Here is a 20,948-nt window from a genome sequence, read left to right as displayed (position 1 = left end):
CCGCGCCCGGCGCGCCGTGGGGGCGCGCGGCCGGTCAGCGTCCGCAGCCCGGCAGGGAGAGGGCGTCGCCTCGCGCGAGGAATTCGCGCGATGCCTTGGGGTCGCGAAACACCAGCGGCCGCGCCGCGACCTCGCCCGCTTCGGCACGGCGCACCGCGTCCAGCACCACGCCGTGACGCGGGCTCTTGGGACAGACGGGGTCCGCCGCGTCGGCATCCTGCGCGAGCATGTACGCCTGGCAGCGGCAGCCGCCCAGGTCTTCCTCCTTGCGCTCGCAGCTTGCGCAAGGCTCCTTCATCCAGCCGGTGCCGCGGTAGTGGTTGAAGGCTTCCGACGCGAACCAGGCCTCGGCGACGCTGCTGGTCCGCAGGCTGGGAAACTCCAGGCCCGGCAGCATGCGTGCCGTGTGGCACGGCAGGGCGGTGCCGTCCGGCGTGACCGTGAGGAACATGCTGCCCCAGCCGTTGACGCACTTCTTCGGCCGGCCTTCGTGGTAGTCGGGCGCCACGAAGAACAGGCGCATGCGGTCCTCCAGCTGCTTGCGGTAGCCATCGACGATGGCCTCGGCGGCCTGCAGTTGCGCCCGCGTCGGCAGCAGGTGCTCGCGGTTCTCCAGCGCCCAGGAGTAGTACTGCGTGTTGGCCAGTTCCAGGTATTCGGCGCCGAGCGCGTCGGCCATCTCGATGATGCGGCCCACGTGGTCCATGTTGAGCCGGTGCAGCACCACGTTCATCACCATCGGCCAGCCCTGGTCCTTGATCGTGCGGGCCACGCGGTTCTTCAATTCGAAGGTGCGCGTGTGCGAGAGGAAGTCGTTCATCTCGCGGGTCGAGTCCTGGAAGGACAGCTGCACGTGGTCCAGGCCCGCGGCCTTGAGCGCCTGCGCCCGCGCCTCGGTGAGGCCGACGCCGGAGGTGAGCAGGTTGGTGTAGTAGCCGAGGCGGTGGGCCTCGGCCACCAGCACCTCGAGATCCTCGCGCAGCATCGGTTCGCCGCCGGAGAAGCCGCACTGCACCGCGCCGAGCGCGCGCGCCTCGCGCAGCACCCGCAGCCAGCCTTCGGTGTCCAGCTCGTCGTCGTGCGCGGCGAAGTCGACCGGGTTGTAGCAGAAGGCGCAGTGCAGCGGGCAGCGGTACGTGAGCTCCGCCAGCAGCCACAGGGGCGGCCCGACGTTCACGACGGCACCACCCAGCGCTGCTTCAGCGCGATGTCGAGGAAGGCCTGCACTTCCGGCGCGAGCCCCTGCGCGTGGAACGCGCCTTCCAGTTCCGCGACGATCGCGGGCACGTCGCGCGTGCCGTCGCAGCGCTTCAGGATCTCGCCCGCGCTCTGGTTGAGCTTCACCATCCCTTCCGGGTAGAGCAGCACGTGGGCCTGCTGCACCTCTTCCCACTGCAGCCGGAAGCCGGGCGCGATGCGGGGAGTCATGTGCGCACCCCGTAGTGCTGCGCCAGGGCATCGTTCATCGCCCACAGGATGTCCAGCTTGAACTGCAGGATGTCCAGCGCCCGCTCCTGCTGCGCGCGCGTGGCGAAGTGGTCCAGCGTGAGGGCCAGCCCCTGCTCCACGTCGCGCCGCGCCTGGCTCACGCGGTTGCGGAAATACTGCAGGCCGGCGCTTTCGATCCAGGGATAGTGCTCCGGCCAGCCCGCCAGGCGCTGCTTGTGGATCTCCGGGGCGAACAGCTCGGTGAGCGACGAGCACACCGCCTCCTGCCACGGCGCGCGGCGCGCGAAGTTGACGTAGGCGTCCACTGCGAAGCGGATCGCGGGCAGCACATGGCGCAGGTCCGTGACCTCCTCGCGCGCGAGCCCCGTCGCGACGCCGAGGCGGATCCACGCCTCGATGCCGCCGGGGTCCTCGCCGGCGCCGTCGTGGTCCAGGATGCGCTGCACCCAGCCGCGCCGCACCTCGCGGTCCGGGCAGTTGGAGAGCACCGCCGCATCCTTCACCGGGATCGCGATCTGGTAGTAGAAGCGGTTCGCCACCCAGCCGCGGATCTGCTCCGGCGTCGCCTTGCCCGTGTTGAGCATGACGTTGAACGGATGGTGGATGTGGTAGCTCTTGCCGCGCTCGCGCAGCTGCGCCTCGAACGCCGCGCGGCTCCACGCCGGGGCGTCCACGGGGGCCCGCGGCGGCGCGAGCGAAACGTCGATCAGGGCGATGATGGGCTCCCGTGATGCGCGTTCACAGCGCGATCTCCATGCCGTCCCAGGCCACCTCGATGCCGTGCCGCGCCAGCTCGGCGCGCTCGGGCGAGTCCTCGTCCAGGATGGGGTTGGTGTTGTTGACGTGGATGAGCACCTTGCGCGTCGTGCGCGGCAGGGTGTCCAGCCACTCGATCATTCCGCCGGCACCGGACTGCGGCAGGTGGCCGATGCTGCGCCCGGTCTTCCTGGAGAAGCCGAGCGCGATCATCTCGTCGTCGGTCCAGAAGGTGCCGTCGACCAGCACGCAATCGGCGCTGCGCATCGCCGCGTCGACGTCGCCGTCGCGCGCGCCCAGGCCCGGCGCATAGAAGAGCCGCCGGCCGCTCGCACCATCGATCATCGTCAGGCCGATGTTGTCGCCGGGCACCGGCTGCTCGCGATGCGGGGAGTAGGGCGCCGCCTTGCTCGCCAGCGGCAGCGCCGAAAAGCGGACCCCCGGCACGCCGGCGAGCGCGAACTCGCTGCCGTCCACGGGCAGCCGGTGGCGCTCGACGCCGCAGAAATGGCCCAGGACCTGCAGGATGGGGTTGCCGCGCGTGAGGTCCTCGGCCACCGGCTCGGTGCACCAGACCGGCAGCGGGGAGCCGCGTTCACGCAACATGTAGAGGCCGGTGGTGTGGTCGACCTGGCCGTCGATGAGGATCACGCCGGCGATGCCGCTGTCGCGCGGGCCCCGGTTCGGCTGCAGCGCGGGCGTGGCGCGGATCTGCGCCAGGATGTCCGGCGAGGCATTCACCAGCGCCCAGTCGGCGCCGCCGTCGCCGCGCACGCACAGCGAGGACTGGGTGCGGGGCCGGGCGCGCAGGGTGCCGGCGCGCACGCCGGCGCACTGGCGGCAGTTGCAATTCCATTGCGGGAAGCCGCCACCCGCGGCGGAACCCAGGACGTGGACCAGCATGAGGGGACAGGCAGGGACGGCGGAACCCGCGGCTGCGGGTTCCGCCGTGGGCCGCGCTCAGCGCGCGGCCACGTACATCGTGATTTCGAAGCCGAAGCGGAAATCGCAGGCTTGCGGGGTCTGCCAGGTCATGGTCTCTCCTCGGTAGGGCGGGCCTTGCGGCCGAAGGCGCGGGTGCGTCTTCCCCTACAGGCTATGACGGGTGCCTTGCGGCGCCGTGGCGAGGCTCTGGAAAGAGCACTCATGATTTTCATGAATCGCACGACGGCCCGGCTTGCTAGCATGGCCGGGATGTCCTTCCGCGCGCCATCGTCCGAACTGTCCGCGCCGTGCCGCAGCGGCCGGCTCGCCGTGGGCGAGGGACACGCGATCGCCTGGCAGGTGTCCGGCCCGGAGCAGGCCCCCGCCTTGCTGCTGCTGCATGGCGGGCCCGGATCCGCCTGGTCGTCGCGCCTCGCGGACGCGTTCGACGCGTTCGGCCTGCGCATCGTCGGCTTCGACCAGCGCGGCTGCGGCGAGAGCACGCCGCGCGGCGAGACGCGGGCCAACGACACGCAGCGCCTGGTCGCCGACATCGAGCGGTTGCGGTCCACCTTGGAGGTCCGCCGCTGGCTGGTGGCGGGCGGTTCCTGGGGCGGCACCCTGGCGCTCGCCTATGCGGGGCAGCATCCCGCGGCGGTCGCGGGCCTGCTGCTGCGCAACCTGTTCGTGCCGGATGCCGCGTCGCTGGACTGGTTCTTCCGCGGCGCGTCCGCGCGTTTCCCGCGCGCGTGGGCGGAGTTCGTGTCGGTGTTGCCGCCCGATGCGCATCGCGCTCCCTTGCAGGGGTTCGCGCACCTGTTCGCCGACGGCAGCGACGACGAACAGGCTGCCGCCGCGCGGGCGTGGGTGGCGTGGGAGCAGGTGCTCTCCGGTGCCGCCCCGCAGCCGCTGCCGCCGGCATCGGCGCGCGCGGCCGTGGACCGCTGCCGCATCCAGGTGCACTATCTGCTGCGGCAGTGCTGGCTCGGACGCGAGGGAGTGGCGGAGGCCGCGCGGGCCGTCGCCCGCCTGCCGGTCGAATTCGTGCACGGTGCGGAGGATCTCGTCTGCCGGCCGGCCGCTGCGCGCGAGCTGCAGCAACTGCTGCCTCGCAGCCGGTTCACGGAAGTCGCGGGCGCCGGGCACGACCCCTTCCATCCGGCGATGGTCCAGGCGGCGCGCGCCGCGCTGGACCGGCTCCTGGCCGCCACGGAGGCGCGAAGGCCATGAGCCTGCGGCTGAAGATCAACCTGATCGTCGCCGGCGTCATCACGCTCGGCGTGCTGGCGATCATCGCGCTGCAGCTCGAAGGCGTGCGGCGCTCGGTGCGCGAGGAGATGCTCGCCACCAACCGCGTCACGGTGCAACTGCTCTACCGGGTCGGCCTGTTCTACGCGGGCGCCGACCAGCAGCAGCTGGTGCATTTCTTCCAGCAGCTCGGGCGCGTGCGGGCCAACGAGATCACGGTCGCCGACGAAGCCGGCGAGGTGCTGTACCGCTCCCCGCCCTCGACGTACAAGCAGGGCCGCGAGGCCCCGGAGTGGTTCTCCGCGCTCATGGTGCCCAAGGCGTCGCGGCAGGTGATCGTGCTCCCCGGCACGCGCCTCACCGTCGAGGCGGAGCCCTCGCGTGCCGTGCTCGACGGCTGGGACGACATGGTGGCGCTCGCCACCGCCGGCGCCGGCCTGCTGCTGGCGATCAACGTGCTGGTGTTCTGGGCGGTCGGCCGCGCGGTGCAGCCGTTCTCGCGCATCGTGCAGGGCCTCAACCGCCTGGAGGCCGGCGATTTCGATACCGCGCTGCCGCCGCTGTCCGGGAAGGAAGCCGGCGCGATCGGCACCGCGTTCAACCGCATGCTGGCCGTGCTGAAGGAGAACATGGACAACCGGCAGCGCGCGTTCGAAGCCGAGCGGCGGCTGTCCGACACGCGCGAACTCGCCCGCCTGATCGAAGGCCGCATCGAGGCGGAACGCCACGAGATCGCACGTGCCCTGCACGATGAACTGGGGCAGTCGGTGACCGCGATCCGCAGCCTCGCGCAATCCGTGGCCCTGCGCAGCGCGGACGACGATGGGCAGGCCGCGCAGGCGGCGCGGCTGATCAGCGAGGAGGCGGCACGCCTGTACGACCACATGCACGGGATGATCCCGCGCCTCGCGCCGATGGCGCTGGACCACCTGGGGCTGGCCGAGGCGCTGGACGACCTGGTGGAACGCGTGCAGGCGAGCCAGCCCGCGGCGCGCATCGAACTGGAGGTCGCGGCGCTCCCCGGGGACCTGCGCGAGGCCGTCGCGCTGGTCGCCTACCGCGTCGTGCAGGAGGGCCTGACGAACGCGCTGCGCCACGGCCGGGCGCACCAGGTGCGGATCCACGCGGAGACCGCGGCCGGCCGGCTGGCCGTGGGCGTGGAGGACGACGGCCTCGGCGTCCCGGACGACTGGCGCGCCCGCGGGCACTTCGGCCTGCGCTGGCTCACCGAGCGCGCGGAAGCGCTCGGCGGCTCGCTCGCGATCGCGCGCCGGCCCGGCGGCGGCACCGAACTGAGGGCGGACCTGCCGCTGGCCGCATGACGATCCGCGTGATGCTGGTGGACGACCATGCGGTGGTGCGCATGGGCTTCCGCATGCTGCTGGAGACCGCCGACGTGCAGGTGGTGGCCGAGGCCGAGACCGGCGAGGAGGCGTTGCGCGGCTATGCCGAGGCGCGGCCGGAGGTGGTGGTGATGGACCTCTCCATGCCGGGCATGGGCGGGCTGGAGGCCGTGCGCCGGCTGCTGGCGCGGGATCCCGGTGCGCGCATCCTCGCGTTGTCGGCGCTGGAGGCCACGGCCTATCCGCAGCGGGTGTTCGGTGCCGGCGCGCTCGGCTACCTGTCCAAGCGCGGCGCACCGGAAGCGCTGATCGAGGCGGTGCGCGCCGTGGCCGCCGGCCGCCGCTACCTGGACGCGCAGGTGGGCCATCGCATGGCGCTGGCGCAGATCGAGGGCGGGGCCAACCCCAGCGACGTGCTCACCGAGCGCGAGTTCGCGGTTTTCCTCCAGCTCGCGCGCGGCCTCGCGGTGGCGCAGATCGCCGACAACCTCAAGCTGGCCCCCAGCACCGTGGGCACCCACTTGTACAACGTGAAGCAGAAGCTGCATGCCGGAAACCAGGCGGAACTCACGCTCGTGGCCCTGCGGTGGGGGTTGATCCAGCCGGAGTGAGTGCGCGCCAGCGGCACCCCCCTATAATGGCGGCAACCGAGGAGCGTTGCAGCGTCCGCCATGGACGCGAGGCTCGGCAATCCTGCAACGACGCTCACCCACGCTTCCGTGCGGTGAGTCCTCCGGAAGCGTGGGTTTTCCCACATCACGTTCCGGAGCCACCATGAACGCCGTTCTCAAGACTTCCGCGCCCGCCGACTGCGCGATCACCGACATTTCCCTGGCCGACTGGGGCCGCAAGGAAATCCGCATCGCCGAGACCGAGATGCCCGGCCTGATGGCGATCCGCCAGGAATTCGCCAAGGCCCAGCCCCTGAAGGGCGCGCGCATCACCGGCTCGCTGCACATGACCATCCAGACGGCGGTGCTGATCGAGACGCTGCAGGCGCTGGGCGCGCAGGTCCGCTGGGCCTCGTGCAACATCTTCTCCACCCAGGACCACGCCGCCGCCGCCATCGCCGCGGGCGGCACGCCGGTGTTCGCCAAGAAGGGCGAGTCGCTGGAGGAGTACTGGGACTACACGCACGACATCTTCGAGTTCGGCGCCAAGGGCACCGAGGGCGAAGGCCCCAACATGATCCTGGACGACGGCGGCGATGCCACGCTGCTGATGCACCTGGGCCAGCGCTGCGAGAAGGACCTGTCGCTGATCGACACGCACTCCTCCGAGGAAGAGCGCATCCTGCACGCGGCCATCCGCAAGAAGCTGAAGGCCGACCCCACCTGGTACAGCCGCAAGTCCGCCCAGATCATCGGCGTGACCGAGGAGACCACCACCGGCGTGCACCGCCTGCAGGACATGTCGAAGAAGGGCCTGCTGAAGTTCCGCGCGATCAACGTCAACGACTCCGTCACCAAGAGCAAGTTCGACAACCTGTACGGCTGCCGTGAATCGCTGGTCGACGGCATCAAGCGCGCCACCGACGTCATGATCGCCGGCAAGGTGGCCGTGGTGTGCGGCTACGGCGACGTGGGCAAGGGCTCCGCCCAGGCGCTGCGCGCCCTGTCCGCGCAGGTGTGGGTGACCGAGATCGACCCGATCAACGCGCTGCAGGCCGCCATGGAAGGCTACCGCGTCGTCACGATGGAATACGCCGCCGACAAGGCCGACATCTTCGTGACCACGACCGGCAACAAGGACGTGATCCGCTTCGAGCACATGGCGAAGATGAAGGACCAGTCCATCGTCTGCAACATCGGCCACTTCGACAACGAGATCGACGTCGCGGCGCTCGAGAAGCAGTGCAAGTGGGAAGAGATCAAGCCGCAGGTCGACCACGTGATCTTCCCGGACGGCAAGCGCATCATCCTGCTGGCCAAGGGCCGCCTGGTGAACCTGGGCTGCGGCACGGGCCACCCCAGCTACGTGATGTCCTCGTCCTTCGCCAACCAGACGCTGGCGCAGATCGAGCTGTTCACCAAGCCCGACGCGTACGAAGCCGGCAAGGTCTACGTGCTGCCCAAGCACCTGGACGAGAAGGTCGCCCGCCTGCAGCTGTCCAAGCTGGGCGCCCAACTGACCGTGCTGACGGACGAACAGGCCGCCTACATCGGCGTGGACAAGAACGGTCCGTACAAGCCGGACACGTACCGGTACTGATAGTCGGGCACATGCGTGCCGACCAGCTCCTCGTCGAACGCGGCCTCGCCGCTTCGCGGTCGCAGGCGCAGCGCCTGATCGCGTCCGGCGTGCAGTGGTTCGACGGCGCTGCCTGGAAGCGCGTCGCCAAGAACGGCGACGAGCTTCCCGAGGCGGCGCAGCTCGAGCTGCTGGACGCGGCCGAGGCGCGCTACGTCTCGCGCGGCGGGCTGAAGCTGGAAGGCGCCTTGCGCGCCGCGGGCCTGGACGTGAAGGGCTGGAACTGCCTCGACGTGGGCCAGTCCACCGGCGGCTTCACCGACTGCCTGCTGCAGCAGGGCGCTGCGCGCGTCACCGGCATCGACGTCGGCCACGGCCAGCTGCACGAGAAGCTGCGGCGCGACCCGCGCGTGGTCGCCATCGAGAAGCTCAATGCGCGCGAGCTGCGCGCCGAGCAGGTGGCGGCGCCGTTCGACCTCGTGACCGGCGACCTGTCGTTCATTTCGTTGACGCTGGTGCTGCCCGCGCTCGCACCGTTGTTGAAACCGACGGGCCACCTGCTGATGCTCGCCAAGCCGCAGTTCGAGCTGCAGCCCGGCGACATCGGCAAGGGCGGCGTCGTGCGCGACCCCGCGCTCCACCGGCAGGTGGAGCAGCGGCTGCGCGAATGCTGCGCCACGCTCGGACTCGCCGTCATCGGCTGGTACGACAGCCCCATCGCGGGCGGCGACGGCAACCGCGAGTTCTTCCTCCACGCCCAGACCAGGAGCCATTGATGCTTCCCATCAGCCTGGAATTCTTCCCGCCCAAGACGGCGGAAGGCAGCGAGAAGCTGCGCGCCGCGCGTGCCCAGCTCTACGCGCTGCAACCCGAGTTCTGCTCGGTCACCTACGGCGCCGGCGGGTCCACCCACGCCGGCACCTTCACCACCGTCGCCGAGATCCTCGACGAAGGCGTGGAGGCGGCCTGCCACTTCTCCTGCATCGGCGCGACGCGCGCCCGCGTGCGCGACCAGCTGGCGCAGCTGCAGGCCATGGGCGTCAAGCGCCTCGTGGCCCTGCGCGGCGACCTGCCCAGCGGCTACGGCATCGGCGGCGAGTTCCAGTACGCGAGCGAGCTGGTCGAGTTCATCCGCGCCGAGACCGGCAACGCCTTCCGCATCGAGGTGGCGTGCTATCCCGAGGTGCACCCGCAGGCGAAGACGCCGCAGACGGACCTGGACGCGTTCGTGCGCAAGGTGAAGGCCGGCGCCGATTCCGCGATCACGCAGTACTTCTACAACGCGGACTCCTACTTCCGTTTCGTCGACGACGCGCGCAGGCAAGGCGTGGACGTGCCGGTGGTGCCGGGCATCATGCCGATCACCAATTCGAGCCAGCTGCTGCGCTTTTCCGACGCCTGCGGCGCCGAGGTGCCGCGCTGGATCCGCCTGCGGCTGCAAAGCTACGGCGACGACGCGCAGTCGATCAAGGCCTTCGGCCACGAGGTGGTGGCGGACCTGTGCCGGCGGCTGGTGCGCGGTGGCGCGCCGGGCATCCACTTCTACACGATGAACCAGGCGGCGGCGACGCTGGCGCTGAGCCGGGAACTCGCGGGGTGACGGGAAGCTGGGGTGCGCGTTGCGCAACCCAGCCTACAAGTCACTACCTTCGTAGCGGTTTCGTAGGCTGGGTTGCGCGAAGCGCACCCCAGCGTTCCGCGCCTACCGCTTGATATCGCTCTTGTTGCTGATGATGCGGCCCACCAGGCCGTACTCGATCGCTTCCTCCGCCGACAGCCACCGGTCGCGCTCGATGTCCTCGAGCACGCCGTCCAGCGGCCGGCCGGTCTCGCGCGCGATCGTCTGCGCGATGCGTTCGCGGGCCTTGATGATCTCCTGCGCGTGGATGGCGATGTCGCTCGCCGGGCCGCCGGCGCCGCCGGACGGCTGGTGGATCAGGAAGCGCGTGTTGGGCGTGCAGAAGCGGCGCTCCTTCGGCACGGACAGGTAGAGGTGCGTCGCGGCGCTGCCCACCCAGCCGGTGCCGATCATGTTCACCGGGGCGGCGATGAAGCGGATCATGTCGTGGATCGCGTCGCCGGACTCCAGGTGGCCGCCGGGCGAGCTCACGATCATGTCGATGGGCGCCAGCGAATCGGCGTCCAGCGCGATCAGGCGGCGGGCGATGTCGCTGGCCGACTGGTCGGAGATGGCGCCGAACAGCAGCACCGTGCGGGACTTGAATGCCTTCTCTTCGAGAAACGCGTTGCGGGGCTCGGCCGTTGCGGCCGGGGTTTCGGGATCGGGATGCTCCATGCTCACTCCTTGCATGCCGGCATCATGCACGAATCGCGAAAGCCTCAGGCGAGGGCGCGCGCCACCTGCAGCGCCTGGACCGCGTAGCCGCCCCCGAACAGCACCACGTGATTGAGCAGGTGGTACAGCTGGTACAGCTTCATGCGCTGCGGCGACGGCCAGCGGCCGCCGGCCGCCTCGTACGCGGCGCGGAAGCCCGCGGGCGGGCTGCCGAACAGCTCCATCATCGCGATCTCCGCTTCCGGGTCGGAGCAGGAGACCGCCGGGTCGAAGATCACGGGCGTGCCGTCCGCGAGCATGTCCCAGTTGCCCTGCCACAGGTCGCCGTGGATCAGCGCGGGACGGGGCTGGTAGCCGTCGGAGAAGAGATCGGGCATGCGCTCGATCACCGCGTCGACGGCTTCGCGCAATGCGCTGGCCGACGCCGGGAGGCGGTCGCGCATGGGGCACAAGCGCGAGCGGCCCCAGAACTGCAGCCAGCCGCCCCAGCTCGCGGGCTGCAACGGCGTGTTGCGCTGGGGCGTGCCGCCGATGCAGTTGTCCCCGCGCCAGCCGAAGCCCGCCGGCTCCAGCGGGCAAGGGTGCGCGTGCAGCGCCGCCATCGCCTCGCCGAAGCGTGCGCCGAATCTCGCGTCCGGCGCGCGGAAATCGAGCCACTCCATGGCGAGCGCGGCACCGCCGCCCGCGAGGTCCGTGAGCGCATGCACCTGCGGCACGCGGATGCAGCCGGTGGCGGCCAGCGCGCGCAGGCCGTCCGCTTCCGCGCGCAACTGGCCCGCGCCGGCGCGCGGCGCGCTCTTCACGAACAGGCGCAGCGTGCCCTGGCTCGCTTCCCAGGTGTCGCAGAAGCTGCTCGCGTGCAGCGGCCGCAGCGACCAGGCGCCGCCCAGCGCGCCGGACAGCGCAGGCGGCGATTCCAGGATCTCCATGTCCATGCGCGGATTCTCCCCGGCGGGCCGGACGCGGGGGGCGCGGCGGGCCGCGGCTTTGTGACAGCTTGCATGGCGCCGGCCTGCCCGGCTGTGCCATCGGGGCAGGCCGGGACGGCCGACGAGAACGACGGGGCGCCCTCGCTGGCGCGCAGGCGGGCGCGCGTCAGGACGATTCCAGCGTGTGCCCCTGGCCGCGACCGCGGCCGAGCACCTCGACGAGCGGCGGCAGCGTCTCCTGCAACGCCGCCTTCAGCGTGTGCGGCGGGTTGACGAGGAACACGCCGCTCGCGGTCAGCCCCGGGCGGCCGGCCTGCTCGCCGGGTTCGTGCGCCGGCAGCCCGATGTTGAGCGCCGCGTGCAGCCAGGGCTTGCCGGCCTGGTTGGCCAGCGTCTTCAGCCGCCGAGGCAGCTCGTGCGCCTCGGGCCGCGGGATCACCGGGTACCAGACCATGTAGGTGCCGGTGGCGAACTTCTTGAGCGACTCCTGCACGCAGTGCGCCACCTTGGCGTAGTCGTTCTTGATCTCGTAGCTGGGGTCGATGAGCACGAGGCCGCGGCGGGAGGGCGGCGGGATCAGGGCGCGCAGGCCTTCGAAGCCGTCCTCGCGCTTCACGCCCACCTGCCGCTTCGTTGCGAGCTGGTCCACGTGGCCGAGCAGCGCCTTGCTGTCGGTCGGGTGCAGTTCGAACAGCCACAGCCGGTCGCGGGGCTCCTGCCGCAGCATGGAGCCGGTGACGAAGGGGGAACCGGGGTAGACCTTGTTGCGCCCCGAGGGGTTGAAGCCCGCGACCATCGCCAGGTAGTCGGCCAGCAGGGGTGGCGGTTCGGCGGCCAGGGGGCTGGCCAGCAGCTTGACGATGCCGTCCTGCGCCTCGCCGGAGGTGCCGGCGAAGTCGGAGTCGAGGCGGTAGAGGCCGGCGCCGGCGTGGGTGTCGACGACGGTGATGGCCGTGGGCTTGGCCTGCAGGTGCTTCAGCACCGCGACCAGGACCATGTGCTTGAGGACGTCGGCGTGGTTGCCGGCGTGGAAACCGTGGCGGTAGCTGAACATGGGGGTGCGATGGTACTTTGAGCGTCGGGTCCGCTTCGGAATGTAGGCTGGGTTGCGCGCCAGCGCACCCCGGCAGGGCGTGCGGGGAAAATGCTGGGGTCCGCTTCGCGGAACCCAGCCTGCGGTGCGCGTGGGCGGGCCCGGGCATCTGCCGCTATAATGCCGGGTTCCGTAGCGCTCCTGGGCCCCGCGACGGAAAGCTTTCCCACCTCCTAAGAGGTCCCCGCCAGAGGGACACCGACCGAGGAAAAGGGCCCGCCAAACCGTACTCGAGAGTCTTATGACCACCACTGTCAGCGCCAAGCCCGCTGACGTGAAGCACGAGTGGTTTGTGATTGACGCCACCGACAAGGTGCTCGGACGGGTAGCCAGCGAAGCTGCCCTCCGACTGCGCGGCAAGCACAAGGCCATCTACACGCCTCACGTCGACACCGGCGACTTCATCGTCGTCATCAACGCATCCAAGCTGCGTGTCACCGGCACGAAGGAGACCGACAAGGTCTACTACCGCCACACCGGCTACCCCGGCGGCATCCGCCAGCAGACCTTCAAGGAAATGCAGGCCAAGCACCCCGGCCGCGCGCTGGAGAAGGCCGTGAAGGGCATGCTGCCCAAGGGCCCGCTGGGCTACGCCATGATCAAGAAGCTGAAGGTCTACGGTGGCGCCGAGCACCCGCATACCGCGCAGCAACCGAAGCCCCTGGAGATCTGAGCATGATCGGTGAATGGAACAACGGCACCGGCCGCCGCAAGAGCAGCGTGGCCCGTGTCTTCCTGAAGAAGGGCTCCGGCAAGATCACGGTCAACGGCAAGGACATCGAACAGTTCTTCGGCCGCCAGACGTCGATCATGATCGCCAAGCAGCCCCTGCTGCTGACCGGCAACGGCGAGGCGTTCGACATCCAGGTCAACGTCCACGGCGGCGGTGAATCCGGCCAGGCCGGCGCCGTGCGCCACGGCATCACCCGTGCCCTGATCGACTACGACGCGGCCCTGAAGCCCCAGCTGTCCGCTGCCGGTTTCGTGACCCGCGACGCCCGCGAAGTCGAGCGCAAGAAGGTCGGCCTGCACTCCGCACGCCGCCGCAAGCAGTTCAGCAAGCGCTAAACCGCTCCGCCCCCCGAAAAGCCCGGCCCTGCCGGGCTTTTTTCTTTACGCGCGGCTTGCGACTACGGCGTTCGGCGTCTGTTCCGACACGAAGCCACACAAGAACAGACTTGCCCGGGACGTCGGGTTTGGGCAGCATCCTCATCCATGCGTTTCAAGCTGCTCAGGCGAAGACTGACCATCAGCGCGCCTAGGATGAGGGTGCGCAGCGCCATGCCCTGGCCCGTGCAGTGGGCCGCCGCCGCCGTGGTGCTCGGTTTCTGCGGCGCGATCAGCCTCTGGGCCTTCGAGAAGGGCAAGGAGATCGCCGGCGTCGACGAGGGCGCGAAGGAAGAACTCGCCCAGCTGCGCGACGAGGTCGTGCACCTGCGGGCCGAGCGCGATCGCATCCAGTCCATCCTGAACACCTCGGGCAGCGCCATCACCGTGGAGCGCGCCACGCAGGAGCGCCTGGCCACGCAGATCCGCTCGCTCGAAGCCGAGAACCGGTCGCTGCGGGAGGACCTCGGCTTCTTCGAGAAGCTCACGCCCGTGAACGGCGGCGAGGCCGTCGCCATCCGCGGCCTGCAGGCCGAGATGCTGGGCGGCACCCAGCTCAAGTGGCAGGTGCTGGTGATCCAGCCCGTGAAGAACGCACCCGAATTCCGCGGCAGGCTCGAGCTGAGCCTGACCGGCACCCAGGACGGCAAGCCCTGGAGCATGCCCTTGCCGGGCGGCCAGCCGTTGCAATTCCGCCAATACCGGCGCCTCGAAGGCGTGATGGAGCTGCCGCCCGAGGTTGTCGTGAAAAACGTCTCGGCGCGCATCGTGGAGGGCTCGGTCAGCCGGGCCGTGCAGACGGTATCGTTGTAAGCAAGTCGTTGACAGTTGATCGTTCGTTGAGGAGCTCCCCATGTTTGGCAAGAAAGCCCAGCCGCCCATCAAGAGCCTGATCGCGCAAGGCACGCGCATCGAGGGCAACGTGAAGTTCACCGAAGGCCTGCGGGTCGACGGCGAGGTGTATGGCGACATCCAGACGGCCGCCGAGGACGCGGGCAGCCTGCTCGTGATCTCCGAGGCCTCCGTGGTGCAGGGCGCGGTGGTGGCCGACCACGTCATCATCAACGGCACGGTGCGCGGCCCCGTCCACGCCCGCGAGCTGCTGGAGCTGCAGCCCAAGGCCAGGATCGAAGGCGACGTCTCGTACGTGGCCCTGGAAATGCACCAGGGCGCCACCATCTCCGGTCAGTTGAAGCCGCTCGTTGCAGCGGCGCCCGGCGAGGAAGAAAAACCCTTGCTGAAACTGGCCAAGACGGCCTGAGCCATGGCGGCCCCCACGGGCCGCGGTACCATGGCGTCCAACCAGAGGAATGAATCCCATGAGCGCTGTTGCCGAGAACGTTTCCACCGACATGCCCGCCCCGCTGCTGTTCACGGACAGCGCCGCGGCCAAGGTCGCTGAACTGATCGCCGAGGAAGGCAATCCCGATCTCAAGCTGCGCGTCTTCGTGCAGGGTGGCGGCTGCTCCGGCTTCCAGTACGGCTTCACCTTCGACGAGATCGCCAACGACGACGACACCGTGATGACCAAGAACGGCGTCTCGCTGCTGATCGACGCGATGAGCTACCAGTACCTGGTCGGCGCCGAGATCGACTACAAGGAAGACCTGCAGGGCGCGCAGTTCGTGATCAAGAATCCGAACGCGACGACGACGTGCGGGTGCGGGTCGAGTTTTTCGACTTGAGGGCGGATTGCTGGGGTTCGCTTCGCGAAACCCAGCCTACGGTTCGCTTCGCGAAACCCAGCCTGCCGGCCCGGTCACGCCGGGTAGATTCCTCCCAATACACGGGCGCCTCGGGCGCCCGTGGTGCTTTGGAGGTCCAGTTTTTCGCCGCGCAGGCACTGCATGGCCAGCCAGGCGAAGGCGGCGGCCTCGACCTGCTGGGGCGGCAGGCCCTCGTCCGCGCTGCTCACGACGGCGGTGGAGGACAGCAGGGACTGCAGGCGGCGCATCAGCTGCCCGTTGAGGGCGCCGCCGCCGCAGACGATGAGCTTGGAGAGGCCCTTCGCGTCCGCCGCGCAGGCGCGGGCGGTCAGCTCGGTCAGGGTGGCTTGCACGTCGCCGGGCGCGGAGCCCGGGAAGCGGGCGAGATGCGCATCCAGCCAGGGGCGGTTGAACAGGTCGCGGCCCGTGCTCTTGGGCGGCGTCTGCGCGAAGTACGGCTCGCGCAGCAGCGCCGCCAGCAGGTCCGGCAGCACCTTGCCGCTCGCGGCCCAGCGGCCGTCCTCGTCGTAGGGCTTGCCGGTGTGCTGGAGGCACCAGGCGTCCATCAGCGCGTTGCCGGGGCCGCAATCGAAACCCTGCATGGAGCCGTCGGCGCGCAGGAGCGTGATGTTGGAGATTCCGCCGATGTTCATGACGCCGACGGCCTCGCCGGGCCTGGCGAACACCGCGCGGTGGAAGAAGGGCGCCAGCGGCGCGCCCTGGCCGCCCGCGGCGACGTCGCGGCTGCGGAAATCCGCGACCACGCGGATGCCGGTGAGCTCCGCCAGCAAGGCGGGCTGCGCGAGCTGGATGGTGTAGCCGGTGCCGTCGAACTGCTGCGGGCGGTGGCGCACGGTCTGGCCATGGGCGCCGATGGCGGCGATGGCGGAAGCTGCCACGCCGGACTGCGCCAGCAGGTCGGCCACCACGCGCGCGTAGACCCGCATCAAGGCATTGCCGGCCAGCCAGCCGCGGTGCAGTTCGTCGGGACCGGACGCGTTCAGCGCCATCAGCTCCGAGCGCAGCGCATCGTCGAAAGGCGCACTGGCATGCTGCAGCACGCGCACGCCGGAGGAGAAATCGGCGATGACGCCGTCCACGCCGTCCATGGACGTGCCGGACATCAGGCCGATGAAGAGATCCTGCATGGGGCGCATCCTAGCGCCCCAGGGTCGTTTACCGGGCGGAAGCGACCATGTTGGCCGTGGCGGCCACGGTCAGCTGCGCCTGCATCGCCCGCGCGACCTGCTGGAACTGCACGCGCGACTGCGCGCTCAGCTCCTGGGCGGGGGCATAGCGCTTGGCCACCTCGAGCGGGTCCTTCAGCGCGCCGCCTTCGCGGAACTCGAAGTGCAGGTGCGGGCCGGTCGCCCAGCCGGTGGAACCGACGGCGCCGATGCGCTGGCCGCGCTCCACGCGCTGGCCGCGGCGCACGTCGATGCGCGAAAGGTGCGCGTACAGCGTGCTGTTGGCGCCGCCGTGCTCGATCTTCACCACGTTGCCGTAGCCGTTCATCTGGCCGGCGAAGTCCACCACGCCGTCACCCACCGTGCGCACGGGCGCGCCGGTCGGGGCGCCGTAGTCGACGCCGGTGTGGGCGCGCCAGGTGTGGTGGATCGGGTGGAAGCGCATCTTGAACGTGCTGGTGATGCGCGTGATCTCCATCGGCGAAGCGAGGAAGGCGCGTTCCTGGCTGCGGCCCTGGGCGTCGAAGTAGCCGCCGCGCTGGCCGGCTTCCTGGAACCAGAAGGCCTGCAGCGTGCGGCCGCCGTTCTCGAACTGCGCCGACACCACGCGGCCGGTGCGCAGGGGTTCGCCGTCCGCCTCCAGCGTCTCGTAGACGACCGAGAAGCGGTCGCCCACGCGCAGGCGGTGGAAGTCGACGTCGCCGGAGAAGATGTCGACGACCTGGTTGGTCACGGCGTCGGGGATGCCGGCCTCGTCCACCGCGGCGAACAGCGTGCTGCGGATGCTGCCGGCGCCCACGCGCAGGGACGCCACCAGGGGCGCGATCTCGATGCGGCTGGCGAACTGGCCCGAAGGCTGGCGCTCCACCACGAGGCGCTGGAAGTGCTTGTCGTCGGTCGCCCAGCGCACCTGCAGGCGGCGCAGGTTGCGGTCGTCCGTGATCTCGGCGTTGATGCTGCGGCCGGGCATGCCCAGCACCTGGGCACGGGCGAGGCCGTCCTGGCGCAGGAAGGCCGCGGCGGCCGGATCGTTGACGCCCAGGCGGGCGAGCAGGCCTTCGGCCGTGTCGCTGGAGCGCACCTGCTCCGCGGCATACAGGCTGAAGCGGTGGCCGTCGAGCGCCTCGCTCTGCGCGTCCAGGGGAAGGGTGTCCACGGACTCCAGGATCTCGCGCACCGGCAGGGCGGCGGGATCCGGACCGAGGGAAGCCACCGCGAACGCACCGCCACCGCCGGTCAGCAGCAGGGCGGCGACGAGCGCCGTGACCTTGCGGGGATGGTGTTCCAGCGCATGGGCTGCGCGGGACACGAACTGCTCCCCGAGGGTCCACCAGGTTTGCTTCACTCAAGTTTCCTTGTCGCCCGCCGGCGGTTTGTCCTACAAGCCGGTCGGGTGTTGCCCTGCACACTGGCGCGGTGCGCGCCGATGGCGGGAGAGGTCGAAAGGCTGCCGCAACTAGAATCGGCAGCCACAAAACGAGCCGCAGTATAGCCAGCTGAACCGGCCGAGCCCCTGTAAAACCCCTTATGAATCAAGAGCTTGTTACAAAAAAATTCCCGGTGACCGACGCGGTCCGGGAGGCGATGGCGGTCAGCCTGCGGGGGGCCGAGGAGCTGCTGCCGAAGGAGGACTGGGAGCAGAAGCTGGCCCGGTCCGCCGCCACCGGCGTGCCCCTGCGGATCAAGCTGGGGCTGGACCCCACCGCGCCGGACATCCACATCGGCCACACGGTCGTGCTGAACAAGATGCGCCAGCTGCAGGACCTGGGGCACCAGGTGATCTTCCTCATCGGCGACTTCACCTCGATGATCGGCGACCCGTCCGGGCGCAACACGACCCGGCCGCCGCTGACGGCCGAGCAGATCAAGGCGAACGCCGAGACCTACCGCGCGCAGGCCGACAAGATCCTGGATCCTGCGAAGACCGAGCTTCGCTACAACTCGGAGTGGAGCGACCCGCTGGGCGCCCGCGGGATGATCCAGCTGGCGGCGAAGTACACGGTGGCGCGGATGATGGAACGGGACGACTTCCATAAGCGATTCACCGAAGGCCGCCCGATCTCCATTCACGAATTTCTCTATCCCCTGATGCAGGGTTACGACAGCGTGGCGCTGAAGTCGGACCTGGAACTCGGGGGCACGGACCAGAAATTCAACCTGCTCATGGGCCGCCACCTGCAGCAGGAATACGGCCAGGAGCCGCAGTGCATCCTGACCATGCCGCTGCTGGAAGGCCTGGACGGCGTCGAGAAGATGTCCAAGAGCAAGGGCAACTACATCGGCGTGACCGAGGAGCCGAACACCATGTTCGCCAAGGTGATGTCCATTTCGGACACGCTCATGTGGCGGTGGTACACGCTCCTGAGCTTCCGCAGCCAGGCGGAGATCGAGAAACTGAAGTCCGAGATCGACGGCGGGCGCAACCCGCGCGACGCCAAGGTGATGCTCGCGAAGGAGATCACGGCGCGCTTCCACGATGCCGCCGCGGCGGAGGGCGCCGAGCAGGATTTCGTGAACCGCAGCAAGGGCGGGGTGCCGGACGACATCCCGGAGGTGACGCTCTCGGGCGCGCCCCTGGGCATTGCGCAGCTGCTGAAGCAGGCGGGCCTGGCGCCGTCGACCAGCGAGGCCAACCGCCTGATCGACGGCGGCGGCGTGCGGGTGGATTCCAGCGCGGTCAGCGACAAGGGGCTGAAGCTCGAGGCCGGCAAGTACGTCGTGCAGGTCGGCAAGCGGAAATTTGCACGGGTGACGCTCGGATAGATGGTGTGTCGTCCATGTGGGTCGGATGTACAATCGACCCCATGATCACCAACATCGACATCGATGAAGACCTCGTCGCAGAGGCGATGAAGGTGTCGGGCGCGCGTACCAAGCGCGAGGTCGTCGATCGCGCCCTGCGGGACATGGTGGCGCGGGCCAGGCGGCCGCGCCTGAAGGATGTCTGGGGGCGGGCGACGGAGGAGACCTACTGGCCGGACTACGACCCCAAGACGCAGCCGGGCGAGCCCGCGGGCGCGCACCGCGTGGAACAGGGCGTCGCCAGCTACCGGGTCGTGCCCCCGCCGCCGCGGACGTCCAGGAAGAAGTGATGCTGCTCCTCGATTCCAGCGTATGGGTCGACATCCACCGGGCCCGGTCGACGGCAGCGACGCGCTACGTCGAGGCGCGGGAAGAAAGCGAAGAGCTCGCCACCACCGGCATCATCTTCCAGGAGGTGCTGCAAGGCATCCGTTCGGAATCCGAGTACGAGTACATGCGGGAGGTGCTCTGGTCGACCCTCCTGCTCCACCCGCGCGAGCTCTCAACGTACGAGGTGGCCGCGCAACTGCACCGAAGCGCGCGCGCCGCCGGCTTCACGATCCGCAGTCCCAACGACTGCCTCATCGCTGCACTCGCACTGGAGCACGGCGCGCTGCTGGTCCACAACGACCGCGATTTCTTCGCGCTCGCGCAGGTGGAACCGGCCCTCATGATCTTCCCGGGCCGGCCCCACTGAACTTTCAGCGGCCTTTCGCGGCCTGCAGCATCTTCACCATCTCTGCGTAGCCGCGCGCCTGCGCGAGCTGCAGCGGCGTGCGGCCTTCGCGGTCGCCGAGCTGCAGGTTCGCGCCCGCATCCACCAGCGCCTTCAGCGTCGCCTGGTGCCTCGGTCCGCCGTCGCCCAGCACGATGGACTCGATCACGGCCGTCCAGTGCAGGTTGTTCACGTGGTCCAGCGGCGCGCCGGCGGCGATCAGCTGCTGCACCACGCCCGCGTGACCCAGGTGGGCCGCGGCGATGAGCGCCGTCCCGTCGTAGCGGCTCGTCACCTGCTTCGCGCTCGCGCCCAGCGACAGCAGCAGCCGCAGCGTCTCCTCGTCGTTCGCGACCGAGGCGATGGTGACCGCGTCGTAGCGGTCGTTCTCCAGCAGGTCCAGCTTCGCGCCGGCCTTGGCCAGCGCCTGGATCGCCGCGCGCTTCTGGGCGAAGGTGGCGACGTGCAGCGGCGTGCGGCCGTGCGCGTCGCGCGCGTCCAGGTCGGCGCCGGCGGTCGCCAGCGAAGCGATGCGCGCGGCATCGCCTGCCTGCGCCGCCGCGTGCAGGCCCTGGTAGCGGGCCGCCTCGGCGGCCGTGGGGCCGACCTGCGCGTGCACGGAGGCCGTGCCCGCGAGGCACAGCGCCAGCATCAGGGCCTGCAGCGTCTTCATTGCAGCTGGCCCTTCACCTTCTCGATCGCGGCGACGGCGCACTGCTCGTCGAGGTGGCCGCCCGGCGCGCCGCCCACGCCCACCGCGCCGATCGTGTCGTTGCCCACCTTGACCGGCACGCCGCCGCCCAGGAGCAGGAAGCCGGGCAGGTAGACGAGGTTGGCGGCCGCGGGGTTCTTCTGCGCGCCTTCCATCATGGCTTGCGTGGCGTTCTTCGCGGAAGCGGATGTCCACGCCTTGCGCTCGCTGGAAGCCAGCGTGTGCGGGCCGGCATTGTCGGCGCGCATGACGGCGCGCACGGTGCCGGCGCGGTCGACCACCGTCGCGGCCACGGCATAGCCGTTCGCGGCGCAGGCGTTCACGGCTTCCGTGGCGATCTGGCCGGCGAGGGCGAGCGAGATGTTGCGTTCGCTGCGGACGGCCTGGGCATTGGCCGCGAGGGCGGTGAAGGCCAGGGCGGCGGCGAGGGTGGCGGGGATGAGGCGCATGGGTTCTCCTTCGTGGTTGGTGGGAGAACTGTAGGAATTGCG

Annotated in this window: 26 protein-coding genes and 1 riboswitch; of the genes, 14 read left to right on the top strand and 12 right to left on the bottom strand. The window is 70.0% G+C overall.

The features are described 5' to 3' along the window. Positions 1-34: 34 nt before the first annotated feature. The 5 genes from pqqE to pqqA all read right to left on the bottom strand — a co-directional run bounded on the left by pqqE (position 35) and on the right by pqqA (position 3,240). Positions 35-1,177: a pyrroloquinoline quinone biosynthesis protein PqqE gene (pqqE, locus tag H8N03_RS17550; RefSeq protein WP_354005139.1), complete on the bottom strand. Its 1,143-nt coding sequence runs from the start codon at positions 1,175-1,177 to the stop codon at positions 35-37. Continuing rightward, positions 1,174-1,428 carry a pyrroloquinoline quinone biosynthesis peptide chaperone PqqD gene (gene pqqD, locus H8N03_RS17545; protein WP_187077495.1) on the bottom strand — a complete coding sequence of 85 codons (255 nt, stop codon included), beginning with the start codon at positions 1,426-1,428 and terminating at the stop codon, positions 1,174-1,176. Before pqqD ends, pqqE begins: the two co-directional genes overlap by 4 nt. Next, positions 1,425-2,123 carry a pyrroloquinoline-quinone synthase PqqC gene (gene pqqC, locus H8N03_RS17540; RefSeq protein ID WP_187077494.1) on the bottom strand — a complete coding sequence of 233 codons (699 nt, stop codon included), beginning with the start codon at positions 2,121-2,123 and terminating at the stop codon, positions 1,425-1,427. Before pqqC ends, pqqD begins: the two co-directional genes overlap by 4 nt. Before the next feature lie 64 nt (positions 2,124-2,187). Beyond that, positions 2,188-3,108: a pyrroloquinoline quinone biosynthesis protein PqqB gene (pqqB, locus tag H8N03_RS17535; RefSeq protein ID WP_187077493.1), complete on the bottom strand. Its 921-nt coding sequence runs from the start codon at positions 3,106-3,108 to the stop codon at positions 2,188-2,190. Positions 3,109-3,165: 57 nt separating this feature from the next. Then, positions 3,166-3,240: a pyrroloquinoline quinone precursor peptide PqqA gene (pqqA, locus tag H8N03_RS26645; RefSeq protein WP_187077530.1), complete on the bottom strand. Its 75-nt coding sequence runs from the start codon at positions 3,238-3,240 to the stop codon at positions 3,166-3,168. Between the two features lie 159 nt (positions 3,241-3,399). On the opposite strand from pqqA, the gene H8N03_RS17525 reads away from it, so the two are divergent. The 6 genes from H8N03_RS17525 to metF all read left to right on the top strand — a co-directional run bounded on the left by H8N03_RS17525 (position 3,400) and on the right by metF (position 9,510). Continuing rightward, the gene (locus H8N03_RS17525; protein WP_187077492.1) at positions 3,400-4,359 is read left to right on the top strand and encodes an alpha/beta fold hydrolase; all 960 of its coding nucleotides are present in this window, start codon (positions 3,400-3,402) and stop codon (positions 4,357-4,359) included. Then, entirely contained in the window at positions 4,356-5,699 is a 1,344-nt protein-coding gene (locus H8N03_RS17520) for an ATP-binding protein (RefSeq protein WP_187077491.1), read from the top strand. Before H8N03_RS17525 ends, H8N03_RS17520 begins: the two co-directional genes overlap by 4 nt. Then, positions 5,696-6,331, top strand: a complete 636-nt coding sequence (locus H8N03_RS17515; protein WP_187077490.1) for a response regulator — start codon at positions 5,696-5,698, stop codon at positions 6,329-6,331. Before H8N03_RS17520 ends, H8N03_RS17515 begins: the two co-directional genes overlap by 4 nt. Before the next feature lie 32 nt (positions 6,332-6,363). Then, positions 6,364-6,434, top strand: a riboswitch (S-adenosyl-L-homocysteine riboswitch). Between the two features lie 60 nt (positions 6,435-6,494). Beyond that, a complete protein-coding gene (ahcY, locus tag H8N03_RS17510) occupies positions 6,495-7,931 on the top strand; it encodes an adenosylhomocysteinase (protein WP_187077489.1) in 1,437 nt (478 codons plus the stop codon). Between the two features lie 11 nt (positions 7,932-7,942). Next, positions 7,943-8,686 (top strand): TlyA family RNA methyltransferase, encoded by a 744-nt coding sequence (locus H8N03_RS17505; RefSeq protein WP_187077488.1) that lies wholly within the window; start codon positions 7,943-7,945, stop codon positions 8,684-8,686. Next, positions 8,683-9,510 (top strand): methylenetetrahydrofolate reductase [NAD(P)H], encoded by an 828-nt coding sequence (metF, locus tag H8N03_RS17500; RefSeq protein WP_187077487.1) that lies wholly within the window; start codon positions 8,683-8,685, stop codon positions 9,508-9,510. The genes H8N03_RS17505 and metF overlap by 4 nt, the downstream gene beginning before the upstream one ends. A 102-nt stretch (positions 9,511-9,612) precedes the next feature. Here metF and H8N03_RS17495 read toward each other — a convergent pair whose 3' ends face one another. The 3 genes from H8N03_RS17495 to H8N03_RS17485 all read right to left on the bottom strand — a co-directional run bounded on the left by H8N03_RS17495 (position 9,613) and on the right by H8N03_RS17485 (position 12,189). After that, complete coding sequence (locus H8N03_RS17495) at positions 9,613-10,206, bottom strand: ATP-dependent Clp protease proteolytic subunit (protein WP_187077486.1); 594 nt, start codon at positions 10,204-10,206, stop codon at positions 9,613-9,615. A gap of 44 nt (positions 10,207-10,250) precedes the next feature. Further along, a complete protein-coding gene (locus H8N03_RS17490) occupies positions 10,251-11,141 on the bottom strand; it encodes a fructosamine kinase family protein (RefSeq protein WP_255428264.1) in 891 nt (296 codons plus the stop codon). A gap of 160 nt (positions 11,142-11,301) precedes the next feature. Beyond that, on the bottom strand, positions 11,302-12,189 hold the full coding sequence (locus H8N03_RS17485; protein WP_187077485.1) for a 23S rRNA (adenine(2030)-N(6))-methyltransferase RlmJ: 888 nt from the start codon (positions 12,187-12,189) through the stop codon (positions 11,302-11,304). A 280-nt stretch (positions 12,190-12,469) separates the two neighbouring features. Here H8N03_RS17485 and rplM point away from each other — a divergent pair, with 280 nt between their 5' ends. The 5 genes from rplM to erpA all read left to right on the top strand — a co-directional run bounded on the left by rplM (position 12,470) and on the right by erpA (position 15,020). After that, the gene (gene rplM, locus H8N03_RS17480) at positions 12,470-12,901 is read left to right on the top strand and encodes a 50S ribosomal protein L13 (RefSeq protein WP_187077484.1); all 432 of its coding nucleotides are present in this window, start codon (positions 12,470-12,472) and stop codon (positions 12,899-12,901) included. A gap of 2 nt (positions 12,902-12,903) precedes the next feature. Next, complete coding sequence (gene rpsI / locus H8N03_RS17475) at positions 12,904-13,296, top strand: 30S ribosomal protein S9 (RefSeq protein WP_187077483.1); 393 nt, start codon at positions 12,904-12,906, stop codon at positions 13,294-13,296. A gap of 147 nt (positions 13,297-13,443) precedes the next feature. After that, on the top strand, positions 13,444-14,148 hold the full coding sequence (locus H8N03_RS17470; RefSeq protein WP_187077482.1) for a DUF6776 family protein: 705 nt from the start codon (positions 13,444-13,446) through the stop codon (positions 14,146-14,148). Between the two features lie 40 nt (positions 14,149-14,188). Next, positions 14,189-14,596, top strand: coding sequence for a bactofilin family protein (locus H8N03_RS17465; RefSeq protein ID WP_187077481.1), 408 nt, complete (start codon positions 14,189-14,191; stop codon positions 14,594-14,596). 58 nt (positions 14,597-14,654) lie between these two features. Continuing rightward, positions 14,655-15,020 (top strand): iron-sulfur cluster insertion protein ErpA, encoded by a 366-nt coding sequence (gene erpA, locus H8N03_RS17460; RefSeq protein WP_187077480.1) that lies wholly within the window; start codon positions 14,655-14,657, stop codon positions 15,018-15,020. 74 nt (positions 15,021-15,094) lie between these two features. Here erpA and H8N03_RS17455 read toward each other — a convergent pair whose 3' ends face one another. Beyond that, positions 15,095-16,189, bottom strand: coding sequence for an anhydro-N-acetylmuramic acid kinase (locus H8N03_RS17455; RefSeq protein ID WP_187077479.1), 1,095 nt, complete (start codon positions 16,187-16,189; stop codon positions 15,095-15,097). 28 nt (positions 16,190-16,217) lie between these two features. Beyond that, positions 16,218-17,573, bottom strand: coding sequence for a M23 family metallopeptidase (locus H8N03_RS17450; protein ID WP_187077478.1), 1,356 nt, complete (start codon positions 17,571-17,573; stop codon positions 16,218-16,220). A gap of 182 nt (positions 17,574-17,755) precedes the next feature. Between H8N03_RS17450 and tyrS the strand changes: the two genes are divergently transcribed. The 3 genes from tyrS to vapC are packed head-to-tail and all read left to right on the top strand — an operon-like array spanning position 17,756 to position 19,727. Further along, entirely contained in the window at positions 17,756-18,991 is a 1,236-nt protein-coding gene (gene tyrS, locus H8N03_RS17445; RefSeq protein ID WP_187077477.1) for a tyrosine--tRNA ligase, read from the top strand. Between the two features lie 41 nt (positions 18,992-19,032). Further along, complete coding sequence (locus H8N03_RS17440) at positions 19,033-19,320, top strand: type II toxin-antitoxin system VapB family antitoxin (protein WP_187077476.1); 288 nt, start codon at positions 19,033-19,035, stop codon at positions 19,318-19,320. Further along, a complete protein-coding gene (gene vapC, locus H8N03_RS17435; RefSeq protein ID WP_187077475.1) occupies positions 19,320-19,727 on the top strand; it encodes a type II toxin-antitoxin system VapC family toxin in 408 nt (135 codons plus the stop codon). Before H8N03_RS17440 ends, vapC begins: the two co-directional genes overlap by 1 nt. A gap of 4 nt (positions 19,728-19,731) precedes the next feature. On the opposite strand, the gene H8N03_RS17430 is transcribed toward vapC, so the two are convergent. Both H8N03_RS17430 and H8N03_RS17425 read right to left on the bottom strand, forming a co-directional pair. Continuing rightward, positions 19,732-20,418, bottom strand: a complete 687-nt coding sequence (locus H8N03_RS17430; protein ID WP_187077474.1) for an ankyrin repeat domain-containing protein — start codon at positions 20,416-20,418, stop codon at positions 19,732-19,734. Next, on the bottom strand, positions 20,415-20,906 hold the full coding sequence (locus H8N03_RS17425; RefSeq protein ID WP_187077473.1) for a GlcG/HbpS family heme-binding protein: 492 nt from the start codon (positions 20,904-20,906) through the stop codon (positions 20,415-20,417). Before H8N03_RS17425 ends, H8N03_RS17430 begins: the two co-directional genes overlap by 4 nt. Positions 20,907-20,948: the final 42 nt, after the last annotated feature.

Source organism: Ramlibacter cellulosilyticus (assembly GCF_014297465.1).
In the GTDB taxonomy this organism is placed as follows: domain Bacteria; phylum Pseudomonadota; class Gammaproteobacteria; order Burkholderiales; family Burkholderiaceae_C; genus Ramlibacter; species Ramlibacter cellulosilyticus.
Note: the sequence above shows the minus strand (reverse complement) of the source record. Positions and strands in the feature narration are given on the sequence as shown.

What these genes read in the sequence shown, in the direction of transcription:
- tyrS (WP_187077477.1), top strand. Translation starts at nt 17,756, where the DNA reads ATGAATCAAGAGCTTGTTACAAAAAAATTCCCGGTGACCGACGCGGTC.
- rpsI (WP_187077483.1), top strand. Translation starts at nt 12,904, where the DNA reads ATGATCGGTGAATGGAACAACGGCACCGGCCGCCGCAAGAGCAGCGTG.
- H8N03_RS17470 (WP_187077482.1), top strand. Translation starts at nt 13,444, where the DNA reads ATGCGTTTCAAGCTGCTCAGGCGAAGACTGACCATCAGCGCGCCTAGG.
- H8N03_RS17465 (WP_187077481.1), top strand. Translation starts at nt 14,189, where the DNA reads ATGTTTGGCAAGAAAGCCCAGCCGCCCATCAAGAGCCTGATCGCGCAA.
- pqqB (WP_187077493.1), bottom strand. Translation starts at nt 3,108, where the DNA reads ATGCTGGTCCACGTCCTGGGTTCCGCCGCGGGTGGCGGCTTCCCGCAA.
- rplM (WP_187077484.1), top strand. Translation starts at nt 12,470, where the DNA reads ATGACCACCACTGTCAGCGCCAAGCCCGCTGACGTGAAGCACGAGTGG.
- H8N03_RS17455 (WP_187077479.1), bottom strand. Translation starts at nt 16,189, where the DNA reads ATGCAGGATCTCTTCATCGGCCTGATGTCCGGCACGTCCATGGACGGC.
- pqqD (WP_187077495.1), bottom strand. Translation starts at nt 1,428, where the DNA reads ATGACTCCCCGCATCGCGCCCGGCTTCCGGCTGCAGTGGGAAGAGGTG.
- H8N03_RS17485 (WP_187077485.1), bottom strand. Translation starts at nt 12,189, where the DNA reads ATGTTCAGCTACCGCCACGGTTTCCACGCCGGCAACCACGCCGACGTC.
- H8N03_RS17520 (WP_187077491.1), top strand. Translation starts at nt 4,356, where the DNA reads ATGAGCCTGCGGCTGAAGATCAACCTGATCGTCGCCGGCGTCATCACG.
- H8N03_RS17525 (WP_187077492.1), top strand. Translation starts at nt 3,400, where the DNA reads ATGTCCTTCCGCGCGCCATCGTCCGAACTGTCCGCGCCGTGCCGCAGC.
- ahcY (WP_187077489.1), top strand. Translation starts at nt 6,495, where the DNA reads ATGAACGCCGTTCTCAAGACTTCCGCGCCCGCCGACTGCGCGATCACC.
- H8N03_RS17505 (WP_187077488.1), top strand. Translation starts at nt 7,943, where the DNA reads ATGCGTGCCGACCAGCTCCTCGTCGAACGCGGCCTCGCCGCTTCGCGG.
- H8N03_RS17515 (WP_187077490.1), top strand. Translation starts at nt 5,696, where the DNA reads ATGACGATCCGCGTGATGCTGGTGGACGACCATGCGGTGGTGCGCATG.
- vapC (WP_187077475.1), top strand. Translation starts at nt 19,320, where the DNA reads ATGCTGCTCCTCGATTCCAGCGTATGGGTCGACATCCACCGGGCCCGG.
- H8N03_RS17425 (WP_187077473.1), bottom strand. Translation starts at nt 20,906, where the DNA reads ATGCGCCTCATCCCCGCCACCCTCGCCGCCGCCCTGGCCTTCACCGCC.
- erpA (WP_187077480.1), top strand. Translation starts at nt 14,655, where the DNA reads ATGAGCGCTGTTGCCGAGAACGTTTCCACCGACATGCCCGCCCCGCTG.
- H8N03_RS17440 (WP_187077476.1), top strand. Translation starts at nt 19,033, where the DNA reads ATGATCACCAACATCGACATCGATGAAGACCTCGTCGCAGAGGCGATG.
- H8N03_RS17490 (WP_255428264.1), bottom strand. Translation starts at nt 11,141, where the DNA reads ATGGACATGGAGATCCTGGAATCGCCGCCTGCGCTGTCCGGCGCGCTG.
- H8N03_RS17430 (WP_187077474.1), bottom strand. Translation starts at nt 20,418, where the DNA reads ATGAAGACGCTGCAGGCCCTGATGCTGGCGCTGTGCCTCGCGGGCACG.
- H8N03_RS17495 (WP_187077486.1), bottom strand. Translation starts at nt 10,206, where the DNA reads ATGGAGCATCCCGATCCCGAAACCCCGGCCGCAACGGCCGAGCCCCGC.